At 64.6% G+C, this 14,423-nt stretch carries 13 protein-coding genes; 5 read left to right on the top strand and 8 right to left on the bottom strand.

The window, feature by feature from the left end:
- Positions 1-15: 15 nt before the first annotated feature.
- Both secA and tsaD read right to left on the bottom strand, forming a co-directional pair.
- Positions 16-3,033, bottom strand: a complete 3,018-nt coding sequence (gene secA / locus ACZ5BT_RS09705) for a preprotein translocase subunit SecA (RefSeq protein ID WP_464884388.1) — start codon at positions 3,031-3,033, stop codon at positions 16-18.
- A gap of 20 nt (positions 3,034-3,053) precedes the next feature.
- Positions 3,054-4,043, bottom strand: a complete 990-nt coding sequence (tsaD, locus tag ACZ5BT_RS09700; RefSeq protein ID WP_464884387.1) for a tRNA (adenosine(37)-N6)-threonylcarbamoyltransferase complex transferase subunit TsaD — start codon at positions 4,041-4,043, stop codon at positions 3,054-3,056.
- Positions 4,044-4,115: 72 nt separating this feature from the next.
- Here tsaD and ACZ5BT_RS09695 point away from each other — a divergent pair, with 72 nt between their 5' ends.
- From ACZ5BT_RS09695 to ACZ5BT_RS09685, 3 genes are all read left to right on the top strand, one after another.
- Positions 4,116-5,228 (top strand): methyltransferase, encoded by a 1,113-nt coding sequence (locus ACZ5BT_RS09695; RefSeq protein WP_464884386.1) that lies wholly within the window; start codon positions 4,116-4,118, stop codon positions 5,226-5,228.
- Between the two features lie 8 nt (positions 5,229-5,236).
- Positions 5,237-6,577, top strand: coding sequence for an RNA polymerase sigma factor RpoD (gene rpoD / locus ACZ5BT_RS09690; protein WP_464884385.1), 1,341 nt, complete (start codon positions 5,237-5,239; stop codon positions 6,575-6,577).
- A gap of 113 nt (positions 6,578-6,690) precedes the next feature.
- On the top strand, positions 6,691-7,590 hold the full coding sequence (locus ACZ5BT_RS09685; RefSeq protein ID WP_464884384.1) for a delta(1)-pyrroline-2-carboxylate reductase family protein: 900 nt from the start codon (positions 6,691-6,693) through the stop codon (positions 7,588-7,590).
- Here ACZ5BT_RS09685 and ACZ5BT_RS09680 read toward each other — a convergent pair.
- Positions 7,587-8,996, bottom strand: a complete 1,410-nt coding sequence (locus tag ACZ5BT_RS09680; RefSeq protein WP_464884383.1) for a DUF3084 domain-containing protein — start codon at positions 8,994-8,996, stop codon at positions 7,587-7,589. The two genes, ACZ5BT_RS09685 and ACZ5BT_RS09680, sit on opposite strands and share 4 nt — an antisense overlap.
- Before the next feature lie 2 nt (positions 8,997-8,998).
- Entirely contained in the window at positions 8,999-9,760 is a 762-nt protein-coding gene (lptB, locus tag ACZ5BT_RS09675; protein ID WP_464884382.1) for an LPS export ABC transporter ATP-binding protein, read from the bottom strand.
- A gap of 76 nt (positions 9,761-9,836) precedes the next feature.
- Between lptB and ACZ5BT_RS09670 the strand changes: the two genes are divergently transcribed.
- Positions 9,837-10,109 (top strand): hypothetical protein, encoded by a 273-nt coding sequence (locus tag ACZ5BT_RS09670; RefSeq protein WP_464884381.1) that lies wholly within the window; start codon positions 9,837-9,839, stop codon positions 10,107-10,109.
- A gap of 1 nt (position 10,110) precedes the next feature.
- Positions 10,111-10,980: a patatin-like phospholipase family protein gene (locus ACZ5BT_RS09665; protein WP_464884380.1), complete on the top strand. Its 870-nt coding sequence runs from the start codon at positions 10,111-10,113 to the stop codon at positions 10,978-10,980.
- Here the strand turns inward: ACZ5BT_RS09665 and ACZ5BT_RS09660 are convergent.
- Genes ACZ5BT_RS09660 through ACZ5BT_RS09645 form a run of 4 tightly spaced genes read right to left on the bottom strand, consistent with a single transcriptional unit; the run spans position 10,903 to position 14,370 of the window.
- Positions 10,903-11,304: a hypothetical protein gene (locus ACZ5BT_RS09660; protein WP_464884379.1), complete on the bottom strand. Its 402-nt coding sequence runs from the start codon at positions 11,302-11,304 to the stop codon at positions 10,903-10,905. The two genes, ACZ5BT_RS09665 and ACZ5BT_RS09660, sit on opposite strands and share 78 nt — an antisense overlap.
- 21 nt (positions 11,305-11,325) lie before the next feature.
- On the bottom strand, positions 11,326-12,063 hold the full coding sequence (locus ACZ5BT_RS09655; protein WP_464884378.1) for an amino acid ABC transporter ATP-binding protein: 738 nt from the start codon (positions 12,061-12,063) through the stop codon (positions 11,326-11,328).
- Positions 12,064-12,076: 13 nt separating this feature from the next.
- A complete protein-coding gene (locus ACZ5BT_RS09650; RefSeq protein WP_464884377.1) occupies positions 12,077-13,207 on the bottom strand; it encodes an amino acid ABC transporter permease in 1,131 nt (376 codons plus the stop codon).
- Positions 13,204-14,370, bottom strand: a complete 1,167-nt coding sequence (locus tag ACZ5BT_RS09645) for an amino acid ABC transporter permease (RefSeq protein ID WP_464884376.1) — start codon at positions 14,368-14,370, stop codon at positions 13,204-13,206. Before ACZ5BT_RS09645 ends, ACZ5BT_RS09650 begins: the two co-directional genes overlap by 4 nt.
- Positions 14,371-14,423 lie beyond the last annotated feature (53 nt).

The raw sequence follows: 14,423 nt of genomic DNA, 5'->3' as shown, positions 1-14,423 counted from the left end.
GCTTATACCAGCCCGCTAGACGACGCGGCCATGGCAGTGCTTGTACTTCTTCCCGCTGCCACACCAGCAAGGGTCGTTGGGCTTCAGCTTTTTATCCTTCTTGACCGGCTGCCGGCGACGCGGGGTCTCCTCGGAAGCATTCGCCGCGGCCTGGGCGGCGGGCTTTTTGGGTACGGGCACGTAGACCTGGGGTTTCGGCGGTTCGGCCTCCACCTTAAGCCGGAAGAAGAACTTGGTGGCCTCGGACTTGATGAAGACGATCATGTCGTTGAAAAGCCGTGTGGCCTCGAACTTGTACTCCTGGAAGGGGTCCTTTTGCGCATACGAGCGCAGCCCAATGCCCTGGCGCAGAACATCGAGGTTATGGAGGTGTTCCTTCCAGGCGTTGTCGACGATGGAGAGGATCACGAAGCGCTCGACGGCGCGCATGACCTCGGATCCGAGCTCGGCCTCGCGCTTCTCGTAGGCCTCGAGGGCAAAATCCACGACCGCCTGCACCCCATCTTCGGCCTTCTGGGCGCGCAGGGCCTCGAAATCAAAGGCCTCGAATGCGGGGATGAAGTCCACCAGGGCCGCCTTGAGCGAGGCGAGGTCCCAGTCCTCGGGGTGGATCTCGGCATTCAGGTAATTCTCGGCCAAAGCGGCGATGGTGTCCTCCACCATGGCCAGCGCCGCTTCTTTCACCTCCTCGTCCTTGCCCAGGAGCACTTTGCGACGCTGCTCGTAGATGACCTCGCGCTGCCGCGCCATCACGTCGTCAAACTGCAAAAGCTGCTTGCGGATGGCGAAGTTGCGGTCCTCAACGCGCTTTTGCGCTCGCTCGATGGCGCTGGCCACCATCTTGTGCTCGATCGGCTCGCTGTCGTCGAAACCCATGCGATCGAGCATGCGAATCACCCGCTCCGAGGCAAAAAGCCGCATCAGTTCGTCGTCGAAGGAAACGTAGAACCTCGAGGACCCCGGATCGCCCTGCCGGCCCGAACGGCCCCGCAGCTGGTTGTCGATACGGCGCGACTCGTGCCGCTCAGTCCCCAGGATGTGAAGCCCGCCCAGCTCCTTCACCAGCTGCTCATCGGCCTCGCACGCCTGTTTGATCTTCTTGACTTCCTCGATCAGCGCATCGTCGATGCCGAGCTCGCCGGCCAGGGCACGAGCCTCGTCGTCCTTGCCCATCATGAGCTTTTTAATGAAGAGCTCGACCTTCCACTCGTAACGGTCGAACCCGTGCTTTTGCAAAAGGTCGGCGGCGAGGTACTCGGGGTTGCCCCCCAGCTTGATGTCGGTACCGCGGCCGGCCATGTTGGTGGCGATGGTCACCGTTTTCGAGCGACCGGCCTGGGCCACGATCTCCGCTTCCCGCTCGTGATACTTAGCGTTCAAGACCTGGTGAGGGATCCCCTTGCGGATGACCTCGAGGGTGTGGGTGGCACGCTTGAGGTGCTCCCAGGCCTCCAGGAGCGCGCCCTTGGCCCCCTCGAAGAGCGGTTCGAACTGGGCCAGCTGGTCGTCGCGGAGGTTCGCCGGCCGCGTCAGCAACTTTTTCAACCGGTCCCATTCCTCGCCCTGTTTGCCTTTGATCGCCTTTTTCAAGGCCTCGGCGCGCATCTCAAGCCGGGGCAGGTAATGACGGGGCTCTTTCAGCATCGCCGAAAGGCGCTCGGATTTCTCGATGCTGATCGTACCCACCAGCACCGGCTGACCGCGTTCGTATTTCTCGGCGATCTCCTCGACCACGGCCAAAAACTTCCCCCGCTCGGTGCGGTACACGAGGTCGGGGTAATCCTGGCGAATGACCGGCTTATTGGTCGGCACGACGATCACGTCCATGCCGTAGATTTCCTGAAACTCCTTTTCCTCGGTCTTGGCGGTGCCGGTCATGCCAGCGGTTTTGTCGTAGAGGCGGAAGAAGTTCTGGTAGGTGATCGTGGCCAGGGTCTGGTTCTCGCGTTCGATCTTGACCCCCTCCTTGGCCTCGATCGCCTGGTGCAAACCCTCGCCGAAGCGACGGCCGGGCATGAGGCGCCCGGTGAACTCGTCGACGATGATGACCTGCCCATCCTGGACGATGTAATCCTGATCCCGGTGGTAGAGCTCCTTGGCCCGGATCGCCTGGATGAGCATGTGGGCGATCTCCATGTTCTCAGGGCTGAAAAGGCCCTGCACCCCGAGCATCTTCTCCGCCCGTTCGATCCCCCGCTCGGTGAGCTGAACGTGGCGCTGCTTCTCATCGATGGTGTAATCGCCAGTGGGTTCCTTGTCCTTCTCTCCGGGCTCGGGCATCTCCCCGCGCTCGAGCTTCCCAGCGATCTCGGCCAGGCGGTAGTAGAGGTCGGTGGCCTTCTCGGCGGGGCCGGAGATGATCAGCGGCGTCCGGGCCTCGTCGATCAGGATCGAGTCCACTTCGTCAACGATGGCGTAGTGCAGGGGATGATCGTGGCGCAACACCAGCTGGTCGGGGCTGAGCGACATGTTGTCGCGGAGGTAGTCGAACCCGAGTTCAGAGTTGGTCACGTAGGTCACGTCGGCCAGGTAGGCCTCGCGCCGCTCGGGCGGCGTGGCGTCGTGCTGGATCGAGGCCACCTTCAGGCCGAGTCCCCGGTAGACCGGGCCCATCCATTCGGCGTCACGGCGGGCCAGGTAATCGTTCACCGTCACCAGGTGAACCCCCTTGCCGGTGAGCGCGTTCAAGGCCACCGCCAGGGTGGCGACCAGGGTCTTCCCCTCACCGGTCTTCATCTCGGCGATTCGCCCCTCGTGGAGCACCGCGCCGCCGATCAGCTGCACGTCGTAGTGACGCATGCCCAGGTAGCGCTTGGCCGATTCTCGGGTCAGCGCGAACACCCGCGGCAAGAGTTCATCCAGCGACTTGCCGCCCTCCTGGTGCTCGCGACGCAAGCGCGCGTATTCGGCCGCCAGATCCTCGATCTTTTCCACCTCGGCCTCGAGGGCGTTGGTGGGTTCGACGACCGTCTTGTAGTAGCGCTGCACCTCTCGCTCGTTGTTGTCAAAGATTTTCTTGAGAATTCCAAGCATAAGCTTCCCCTATTGTACGCTCAAAGGTGAGAGTCTTCGGCATCCAAGGGAAGGTAGGGCACGGCTTCCAGTGCCCAGGGGCTCGGCGTCGGGTTCCGCTGCCAGCGCAGCGCCGCCGCCAGCGCCACCATGGCCCCGTTGTCGGTGGCCAGCTCGGGCGGGGGAAAAAAGAGACGGAGCCCGGTCTCCGAAAACCGCTTCCGCAAAAGCCGGTTCGCGGCCACGCCCCCCGCCACCACCACCGCCTTCCGACCAAGCTGGCGTGCGGCCCGCAAAACGGTGGTCACCAGGCTCTCGACCACCACCCGCTGGAACGAAGCGGCGATATCCGCCTTGGCATACCCCTTCTCAACGAAACGCGCCGCCGCCGTCTTGAGGCCGGAAAAGCTGAAATCAAAGCCGGACTGGCCCTTGAGGGGGAGGGTAAAGGGGACCGCATGGGGATCGCCCTGCTCGGCCAAAGCCGCGAGCGCCGGTCCCCCCGGATAACCGAGCCCCAACAACCGGGCGACCTTGTCGAACGCTTCCCCGGCGGCATCGTCGCGCGTAGCGCCCAGGAGAAGGTAACGACCGGTTTCGGGGACGTCGAAGAGGTGGGTGTGCCCTCCGGAGGCTAAGAGCGCCAGATAAGGCGGTTCGAGGTCGGCCTCGGCCCGGGCCGCGGCCAGGTGGGCCTCGAGGTGGTGCACACCGAGCCAGGGTATGCCGAGGCCGAAGGCCAGCCCCTTGGCATAGCTGAGCCCCACCAGCAGCGGCCCGACCAGCCCGGGCCCCCGGGTCGCCGCCACCAGGTCGAGGTCACCCACACCGATCCCAGCCTGGCGCAGGGCCTCGCTAACCACCCGATCGATAACGCGGGTATGCTCGCGAGAAGCGAACTCCGGCACCACCCCGCCAAAGCGGGCATGCATCTCGCTTTGGGAAGCCACGACGTTCGCGAGCACGCGCGTACCGCTCACCACTCCGACGCCGGTATCGTCGCAGGAGGTGTCAATGCCAAGAATCACCACGCCAGACCCACCTTAACAAAAAGTGCTAAGCTTAAAAGTTGCGGCCGCGGCAGCGGGCGTCAAGGAGTATCGATGAACATGCCGGCGACCAACCGCCAATTTCGGGCCATCCCCACGCCATACGGCAGCGTATACGCCCGGGCCGGGATTCGCGGCTACGCCGACCGCCGCTACGAACTCCTGGCGGAGACCATCGAGGCCGAAGGCCGGGTGCTCGACCTCAACCCGGGGATCGGGCTCGTGGCCCTGCGGGTGGCCGGGGGCGGCCTCGAGGTCACCGTGGTCGAATCCAGCCGGGCCAACCTCCTCGCCCTCGAGCGAACGCAAAAAGACCAGCCCCGCTGGCAACTCGTGCCGGGACTCCCCTGGGACGTCGAAACGGGCGCATTTTCCACCGTGGCCCTGGTCCTGCCCGCCGAACGCGGCAGCCGGTTCGTCCAGGCGGCGCTGGCCTCGGCGGGAAGGGCACTGATCGCCGGCGGGCGTCTTTGGATCGCGGGCGAAAAGAAGAAGGGGTTCGAACAATATTTCAAGTGGGCCAAGCGCGAACTCGGGTACGGGCTGGTGGTTCGGCGAGAGGGACCGCTTCGAATCGCGGTTTTGGAAAAGGAGCGCGAACCCGACCTCCCGCCGCTCTGGCACCGCTTTGAAGCCAGGCTGCGTGACCAGAACTTCATCTTCCACACCCTCCCCGGCGTTTTCTCGGAGCACCGGGTCGACCCCGCCAGCCAGCTGCTCCTGGAAAGCCTCCCCGAGCTCACGCCCGGGACCCGAGTGCTCGACCTCGGCGCGGGTTACGGGGCGCTCACCCTCCCGCTCGCGGCCAAGGGCGCCCACGTGCTGGGGCTCGAGGACGACCTGGCCGCCGTGCGTTCCGCCCACCAAAGCCTTAGGGCCAACGCGTTGCAGGCGGAAATTTACCACTCCGACGTCGACGAGGCCTTGAAAAACGCGGGAGAATTTGATATGGTGGTTACGAACCCCCCGTTTCACGTGGGGGGAAGCGTCATTCTCGATGTGGCGCGCGCCTTTATCGAAGCGGCCTACCGGCATACGCGTAAGGGCGGAAGGTTCTACCTGGTGGCGAACCCGTTCTTAAAGTACGAAGCGCTGATGGGCGCGGTGTTTGGGAACCACCGCGTTCTCCGTGTGGCGCGCTACAAGGTGCTGGTATCGGAGCGCTAAGGAGGCCTATGGCGAAGAAAAAGGAAAGCACGGCGACGCTGGAGAGCAAGGTCCTGGAAAACCAGACGGTGCAGCGGCTTTTGAAAAAGGGCCGGAAATCGGGCAGCCTCTCGGAAGAGGAAGTCCGCATGGCCATGGAAGAAGCCCTCCCCGAAATGGGCGAGGAAGCCTTCGAAGAATCCTACGAAGAGGTCCTCGATTACCTCGAGGGCGAAGGCGTTGACGTCGTCCCCGAGGACCCCGACGTCGAGGTCTCAGACGACGTCGTCGAGGAAGACGACGAAAGCCTTCCCACCCGGGTGTCCACCTCGGACCCGGTACGCCAGTATCTCCACGAAATCGGCCAGGTCCCGCTGCTCACGCTCGAGGAAGAGGTGGACCTCGCCCGCCGGGTCGAGGAAGGCGAGGCGGCGATCCAGAAGCTGGCCGAGTTCACCGGCTTGGACGCCGACACCATTCGCGAGGTCATCCGGGCCCAGATCCGGCACGGGGGACGCGTGCCGCACATCCCCGGTGTCGACAAAAAGGTCGACGACGCCATCATCCAGGAGGTCGACGCCAAGCTCCGCAGCCTGCCCAAAGAACAAAAGCGTTACCTCCATATCGCCCGCGACGGAGAACTCTCCCGCCAGCACCTGATCGAAGCTAACCTCCGCCTCGTGGTCTCGATCGCCAAGAAGTATACCGGTCGGGGCCTATCGTTTTTGGACCTCATCCAGGAAGGCAACCAAGGGCTCATCCGCGCGGTCGAGAAGTTCGAATACCGCCGCCGTTTCAAGTTCTCGACCTACGCCACCTGGTGGATTCGTCAGGCCATCAACCGGGCCATCGCCGACCAGGCGCGGACCATCCGGATCCCGGTCCATATGGTGGAGACGATCAACAAACTCACCCGCACCGCCCGCCAGCTGCAACAGGAGCTCGGTCGCGAGCCCAGCTACGCCGAGATCGCCGACGCCATGGGGCCCGGATGGGATGCGAAAAAGGTCGAGGAAACCTTCAAAATCGCCCAGGAGCCGGTCTCGCTCGAAACCCCGATCGGCGACGAAAAGGACTCCTTCTACGGCGACTTCATCCCCGACGAACACCTCCCCTCCCCGGTGGACACCGCCGCCCAGAGCCTGCTCTCGGAAGAACTGGAAAAGGCTCTTTCCAAGCTCAGCGAGCGCGAGGCCATGGTCTTGAAGCTGCGTAAGGGCCTCATCGACGGACGGGAGCACACCCTCGAGGAGGTCGGCGCCTACTTCGGGGTCACGCGGGAGCGGATCCGTCAGATCGAGAACAAGGCGCTGCGCAAGCTCAAGTACCACGAGTCGAGGACCCGAAAGCTCCGGGACTTTCTTGACTGAGTACCCCGTCGTGGCTTTTGCCACGACGGGGCCCAAAAACGGGTACGACCGCCAATCCGGCATCGGTACGTTGAAACGTTCGTGCGCGCACTTAAGCCCTGACTGGTGGTGACATGCGGGTTTTCGACGCCAAGAAAACCGCGGCCCTCCTCCCCTACCGTGAGCTGGCCGAGGCCGTTGTCTCGGTACTCAAGGCCTACGAGGAAGGGCAAATCTTCGCCCCGCCGCGGACCCAGCACCGGCTTCCACGCGGCGGGGCACTCCTCTTCATGGCCGCCTGGGCCGACGACATCGGGATCGTGAAGCGGGTCGGCGTGCACCCCGGGCAGGCGGAAACGGTCCAGGCCGAACTCACCGTGTTCGACGCGGAAAGCGGCGTGCCGCGTCTGCTGCTCGAAGGCAAGACGCTCACCGCGAGACGCACCGCTGCCCTCACTCTCGCCGCAGCAATGCATCTGGCACCGGCACCCGAAGGTCCGCTGCTGCTCGTTGGCGCGGGGCGCCAGGCCCGGGCCCACCTGGAGGCACTGGCCGGCCAACTCGGAACCCGCAAGGTATGGATTGCCTCGCGCGGTCGCGAGCGAGCGGAAAAGCTGCTGGCCCGCGCCAGGGAACTGGGGCTTGAAGGTGCGATCGTAAACCAGCCCGAGGAGGTGCTCCCCGAGGCCCGCCTGATCGTCACCGCGACCACGAGCGAGGTGCCTTTGTTCGAAGATCGCGTCGCCTCGGACGCCTTCGTGGCCGCGATCGGCGCCTTTACCCCAGAGGCCGCCGAGCTACCGCCAGAGCTCGTCCGCCGGGCCTACGTCGTCGTCGATACCCTCGAGGGCGCCCAGAACGAGGCGGGGGATCTGATCAAGGCCGGCGTCGACTGGGAGCGCGTGGTCCCCCTGAAAACCGCCCTGTCCCGGAAGACGCCCCAAGGCCCGGTCGTCTTCAAAAGCGTGGGCCACGCCATCTTTGACCTGGCCGCGGCAAGGGTGGCGCTCCAGCGCCTCGGCGCCGGGGCTTAAGGCCCGATCGCCCGGAAGGCCAGGCGGATCCGCCCGGTGGTGGTCAGCGTCGCCGTCGCCACCACCGCCACCTCCGGGTTCTCTCCCTGGAGCGTGGCCAAAAAGGCATTGAGCTCGCGGTCGGGAATCCGCCCCTCCTCGAGGTGCGGTTCCGGAACCCCCAGCGCCCTCAGCCGGGCCTCAGCCGCCCGCCGAAGCTGGACCAGGGCCTGGAGCGCCTGGCCCCGGTCCCGCGGCAGACGGGTGCGCGCCACCACCGCGCCGGTCTCAAACAGGATGCGGGTGGGCACGAAGGCCACGTCCACCGCGAGCCGCCCGTCGGGCGTTACCCCCGTGACCTGCACCATGATCAGCCCGGGGGCGCGCCAGGTCTCGGTCACCACCTTGACCGGGGCAAGATCGGGTAACCCCATCAGCTTGGCCATCGCCGCCGCCTGGGTGAGCGCTCGCGAAAGCTCATCCTGGGGCTTTTCCCCCGGATTCAGGAACGCTTCAGCCAAGACCCGGCCCTCGAGCGCCTGGGAAAGCCCCTTTTCCAACTCGCCGCCCCGGCGCTTTAACTCGCTGACCTGACCCTTGAGCCGGGCGGCCTCGAGGCGGCTCCGCTCCAGCAGCTGGGTGAGCTGTTCGTTCTCGCTGCGCAGCTCCCGGTTCCTCGATTCCAGCTGGCGGCGAAGGGCGTCGAGTTCGGTGAGATCGGCCTGGAGCGTTTGCGCCTGACGGCGGAGGGAGCTCACTTCCTTGCTGAGCGTTTCCTGCTCGGACTTCAAGGCGGCGAGGGCCTTCATGGCCTCGCTCGCCCGGCGCTCCGCCTCGCGCCTCGCGGCATCGAGGTTTTTGACCTCGAGGGCCAAACGCGCCTGTTCGTCCTGGAGATGGGCAAGCTCGGCCTCGGTGGCTCTGGCCTTCGATTCCAGGTCTGCGAGGGCTTTTTCGCGGTCGGCCAGCTGTGCCTCCACCTTGGCGAGTTTTTCCTTGAGCGCCGCCCGGGTCGCCTCGACTTCCGCCAGTCGCTTTTGCGCCAGTTCAAGCCGCTGCGTGAGGTCGCGCTCGCGAGTTCGCAGCCGTTCCTCCTCGGCAAAGGCGCGGGCAGCCTGGGCCTTCAAGTTTTCGACCTGTTCGGTCAGCCGGTCGCGCTCGGTAAGCAACTGGTCACGCTCGAGGCGGACTTTTTGCGCCTCCAAAATCGTCTCCCTCGCGTCTTTGGCCAAGAAGAAAAAGGCGAAAAAGACCACCACGGCGATAATCATGCCGCTGACCACCGCCACCACAAGGCCGGTGGTCCGGGGCCTGAGACCAAAAAGCCGCACGTGCTTCCGGCCCACCCGACGCCCGACGACGTCCCCGGCGTAGGCGATCAGCCCGCCGAGCGCGATCAGCGCCAAAAGGATGGGCCAGAGACTCATCGCTAAAGCTCAAACTCGTCGCCGAGGTAGTAGTTCTTGGCCCCAGTATCCCGGGCGAACTCCTCGGGCGTTCCGTGAAAAACCACCTGACCGTCGTACATCAGGTAGACCCTGTCGGTGATCGCGAGGGTTTCCCGTACCGAGTGGTCGGTGATGAAAATCCCCACCCCGCGCCGTGCCCTCAGCTCTTCAATCAAGCGCTGGATCTCGCGCACGCTCTTGGGATCGACGCCGGTAAAGGGTTCGTCCAGGAGGATGAAGTCGGGGTCGGTCGTGAGGGCCCGGGCAATCTCCAACCGGCGCCGCTCCCCACCCGAGAGCATGTAGGCGTACTTATCTTTGTGGCGGGTGAGCCCGAATTCGTCCAGGAGGGCCATGGCCGCCTCCAAGCGCTGTTTTTTCGGGAGCGGTCGGTACTCGAGGATCGCGAGCAGGTTTTCGAGCACCGTCATCCGGCGAAAGGCCGAAGGTTCCTGGGGCAGATAGCCAAGCCCCATCCGGGCCCGCCGGTACATGGGCATCCGGGTCACATCGACGCCCTTGAGCTCGATCCGACCGGCGTTGGGGCGCACGAACCCCACGACCATGTAAAACGTTGTCGTCTTCCCCGCCCCATTGGGGCCGAAAAGCGCCACGATCTCGCCCCGGCCAAGCTCCAGGTCAACGCCCCGCACCACCTGCCGCTTACCGTAACGCTTGCGCAGACCCCGGGCGACCAACCGCGCCCGCCGGGCCCCCTCGACCAAGTTCGCAGCCGCGCTCATCGCTACTGAGGTTAGCACACTCGTCTGAAACCCCGATGACACACCCGAGGACCGCCCTGGCGATTAAGCTGGGAATGTGCGATGGATCGGCTGGATTCTTCTCGTTTTGGCAGCGCTTTTGCTCCTGCCCCTGATCGGCCCTTTGCTGGTCGTCGGCGGGTTGGTGGTTTTGGCTGTCCTGGTGGCGCTCGGTGTCGGCCTTTTGCCCCTTTTGCTCCTCGGCGCGCTCTTGCTGATTCCGGTTCTGGCCCTGATCGGGGTCGGGCTGGCGCTGGTGAAGATCGCCCTGCCCCTGATCCTGCTCGGGCTCGGCCTGTGGTTCCTCACCCAAGGGGGGCGGCGGGGCTGAGATGAAGGGGTTACTCCTCGCCCTCGGCGGAGGCGGCATCCGCGGATTTTTCCACGTGGGCGTGCTCCGCATCCTCCGCGAGCACAACATCCCACTCAGCGGGATCGCGGGGTCCTCAGCCGGTGCGCTGGCCGCGGCGAGCTACGCTTTTGGCCTCGAACTTCACCCCGACGCGCTGGCGGAAAAGATCCTCGACCCTGACCTGGCGAGTCTCACCAAGGTGAGCGGCGGCCCACTCGGCATCGCCCAGGCCGGGACCTTGCTCTTTCGGGCCATGCGCCGCCCCGCGCTCGCCTCGCAGGGAAAAATCGCCCAGGGGCTGAAAACGCTCTTTGGCGATCGCAGAATCGAGGAAGCGAGCGTCCCCCTGGCGGTCGTCGCCGCCGACCTGCTCACCGGCGCGCTGGTGGTGTTCCGTCGGGGGCCGCTCGTCCCGGCGCTCCTCGCCTCCAGCGCCATCCCCGGCATTTTCCCTCCGGTCGAGATCGATGGCCGTTACCTGGTCGACGGCGACATCGCCGAAAAAGTTCCGGTGAGCGCCGCCAGAATGCTGGGCCGGGGGCGGGTTTTGGCCATCGACGTTTCGAACCCGGCGCCGACCGAACCGCCGCAAAGCAGCCTGGACACCGTGCTCCAGTCGGGGGAGGCCTCGAGGATGCGACTCAAGGACCTGGCCCTGAAATCAGCCGATATGGTGCTGCGCCTGCCCATCACAACGCCCATCGACACCTTCGACCAGGACCAGATCCCCTTTGTCTACGAGCTGGGCATGGAAACCGCCCGCGCCCATCTGTCAGAGATTCGCGCCCTTCTCTCGCCCTGGCGGCGAATCCTCGGGGGGTGGCGGCAAAAGCCACACCCCGGCGAATGAGGCGATCGCGAGCAGGAAAAACCCCGCGCCCACCCCCGGGTCACCGAGGCGGAAGGCAACCCCGGCGGCCCAAAACAAGAGGCCCGGGCCGATTCCAACCCGCATGACGGCCGCCCGCCAGGCCAGGCGATCCTCGGCCCGGGCCGCGGAGACCAGACTCCAAAGGTAGATGCCCCCAGCGATGAGCCCGATGACGGCCGCTGCCGGGGCCGCTGGAATCTCGGTCGCTTTCCAAGGCAGGAGCAAAAACAGGGGCAAAAAGACGAGCATGAGCCCCAGTTCGAGGAAAAACAGCTCCCACGCTTCCCGCCACGATCGCTTCACTTCCCCGTTCCGACGCATGGGCTAGTGGTGCAAGATCCTGGCCAAGAAGGCCTGGGTGCGTTCGTGCTGGGGATGGGAGAAAATCTGGTCAGGCACGCCTTCTTCGACAATTCGCCCCTCATCCATGAAGATCACCCGGTCAGCCACGTCTCTGGCAAACCCCATCTCGTGGGTCACCACCAGCATGGTCATACCGGAGCGGGCAAGCCCCCGCATCACGTCGAGCACCTCGCCCACCATCTCCGGGTCGAGCGCGCTCGTGGGCTCGTCGAAGAGCATGATCTTGGGTTCCATGGCCAGGGCGCGTACGATCGCGGCCCGCTGTTGCTGCCCCCCCGAGAGCTGGGCCGGGTACTTGTTCGCTTGATCAGCGATCCCCACCCGCTCCAGGAGCTCCATCGCCTTGGCCACCGCCTGCTCCCGGGGGATCTTACGCACCCGCGTCGGCGCGAGGATAACGTTTTCCAAGATCGTCATGTGGGGGAAGAGGTTGAATTGCTGAAAGACCATGCCGACTTCACGGCGGATGGCTTCGATGTTCCTCACATCCTCGTTGAGCTCGACGCCGTCGACAACGATCCGCCCCTTTTGCACCGGCTCCAGACGATTGATGGTGCGGATGAGCGTGCTCTTCCCCGAGCCCGAAGGGCCGATGATAACCAGAACCTCGCCCGGTGCGACCTCGAGGCTGATGTCCTTCAAGACGTGCAGTTCGCCGAACCACTTGTTCACGTTTTCCATGCGGATGATGGGTTCCATTCGACCCTCCATTTTAGCGACTTCCAAGGCCCATGGCTTTTTCCACCCGCCTCGAGGCGTAGGAAAGAACCGCCGCCCCGATAAAGTAAACCAGCATCAAGAAGAGGTAGACCTCCCGCTCAAGGCCCAGGTACTTAGGGTTGGAAAGCGCCACCTGAGCCATGGAAAGGAGGTCAAAAAGACCGATGATCACCAGCAAGGACGTGTCCTTGAAGATCGCGATGGCCTGGCCGATCAGGGCGGGGATCACCGAGCGGATCGCCTGGGGGAGAATGATGTAGGTCACCGTCTGGTATCCGGAAAGCCCCACCGCCCACGCCGCCTCCCACTGCCCTTTGGGCACCCCTTGCAGCCCGCCTCGCACGTACTCTGCAAGGTAGGCGGCGGCGAAGAGGGCAAAACCAGCGATGGCCCGGATCATCTGGGGCACCCGCAGATTCTCGGGCACGAAGAGCGGCACCATGATCCAGGCCAAAAAGAGCACCGTGACCAGGGGAACGCCGCGAATGAGCTCGATGTAGAGCGTCGAGAGCAAGCTGATCACCGGCATCTTGCTCGTCCGGCCGAGCGCGAGGATGAGCCCGAGGGGGAAGGCGATCACCACGGTGCTTACGGTCACCACCATGGTGAGGAAAAAGCCACCCCAACGATTCATCGGCACCCCGGAGGCCACGTCCAGCGCCAAGAGAAAGGCAAGGAGCCACATCACCGGAAGGAACTTCCGCAAGCCGGAAAGGCGTGTGCCGAGAGGATAGGCGGCGAAGAAGGCGGCCAGGGCCAGGAAGAGCCAAAGCCGGGTGCCCGGCATCACCACGGGCCAGGCCAGCCCCCAGACCAGCAAGGCCAGCGCGAGCGCCCTCGACAAAGCCGGCCCCCAACGGCGCGCGAACACACCGAAAGAAAGACCCATGAGCCCGGTGGTGATGGTGAGCGCGACCCACAGCCGCCAGACCTCCTCCGGGGGATAGGGGCCGACCATGAGCAAGCGAAAGTTGTTCGGGATCACGAACCAGCGCGCCTCGGTGAACGCCCAGATCGACACCGAACGGAGGAACGCGATCAGCAAGCCACCCACGCTCAGGGTGAGGAGGGTGTTCCACCACCCGTCGAAGAGGTTTTTGCGCATCCAGACCGCGAACCTCATCGCGATGCCCCCTTCAGCGCCACCCGCCGGTTGTAGGCGTTGACCAGCGCGCTAATGGTCAGGCTCATGGTGAGGTAGGCCGCCATAACGATGACGATCCCTTCCAAGCTGCGCCCCGACTGGTTGGCGATGGTGCCGTAGACGTTAAAGAGTTCGGGATAACCCACGGCGATGGCCAGCGAGGAGTTTTTGGTGAGGTTGAGGTACTGGTTCCCAAGCGGTGGCACGATGATCCGCATCGCCTGGGGCAAAATCACCAGGCGCAGGGTCTGCCCGTAACTGAGCCCGAGGCTCGCTGCCGCTTCCCACTGCCCCTTGGGCAGCGACTGGATGGCGCCACGCACGATCTCGGCGATGTAGCTCGCGGTATACACCACCAGCGAGAGCAGCACCGCCGCGAACTCGGGGCTCATCTGCGCCCCGCCGATCACGCGGAAGCCGCGCTTTTCGGGGAAGGAGACCTCGAGCGGCGCCCCGGCGATAAAAAACCCACCGATGATCAAGGCCGCCGCCAAGAGCCACAGCGGCGAGCGCCTCCGTTTCCAAAAAAACCCCAGAACCAAGGTCGCGAGCCCGCCATAGAGAAAGAACTCGTAGCGCCCCCAGGCCGCGGTCGGTACCGGCCAGGGCAGGTAAACCCCCTTTTGGCTCACGATGGTGCCGAAGTACTCACTGGCCTGCCGGATCGGGGGCAGTTTCAAGATCGCCCCGAAGTACCAAAAGAACATCTGCACCAGGAGGGGGGTATTGCGAACCAGCTCGACGTAGGCGAACGAGAGGCGATTGACGAGCCAGTTCGAGGAAAGGCGCCCGACCCCAACCAGCACACCGACGATCGTCGTCAGGACGATGCCGGTCGCGGCCACCCGGATGGTGTTGTAGATCCCGGTAAAAAAGGCCTGCCAGTAGGCGTCGGAAGGCTGGAAGGGCCGGAGGAGCATCCGACCACCCTCGATGACGATGGTCTTCCCCTCGCTGATCGAAAACCCAGCTTCTTCCCCCAGGAAGCGGAAGGTAAAGGGAATCCCCCGCGAAACCATGCCCTGGTAGGCGGTATAGCCAAGAAAGAACAACAAAGCGAACACGATCGAGGTCGCGGCGACCTGAACGAGGATGCCGATCACGCGAACGTCCTGATAAAAAGCGACTTTTCTTGTCTTCATAACGCCGCACCATTCACGGGGCAAGAGCGGCCCCGGCGGGTCGCTCTCCCTTC

The organism is Vulcanithermus mediatlanticus, assembly GCF_055385885.1.
The sequence above is the reverse complement of the archived record's forward strand: the minus strand, read 5'-3'. Positions and strand labels throughout refer to the sequence as shown.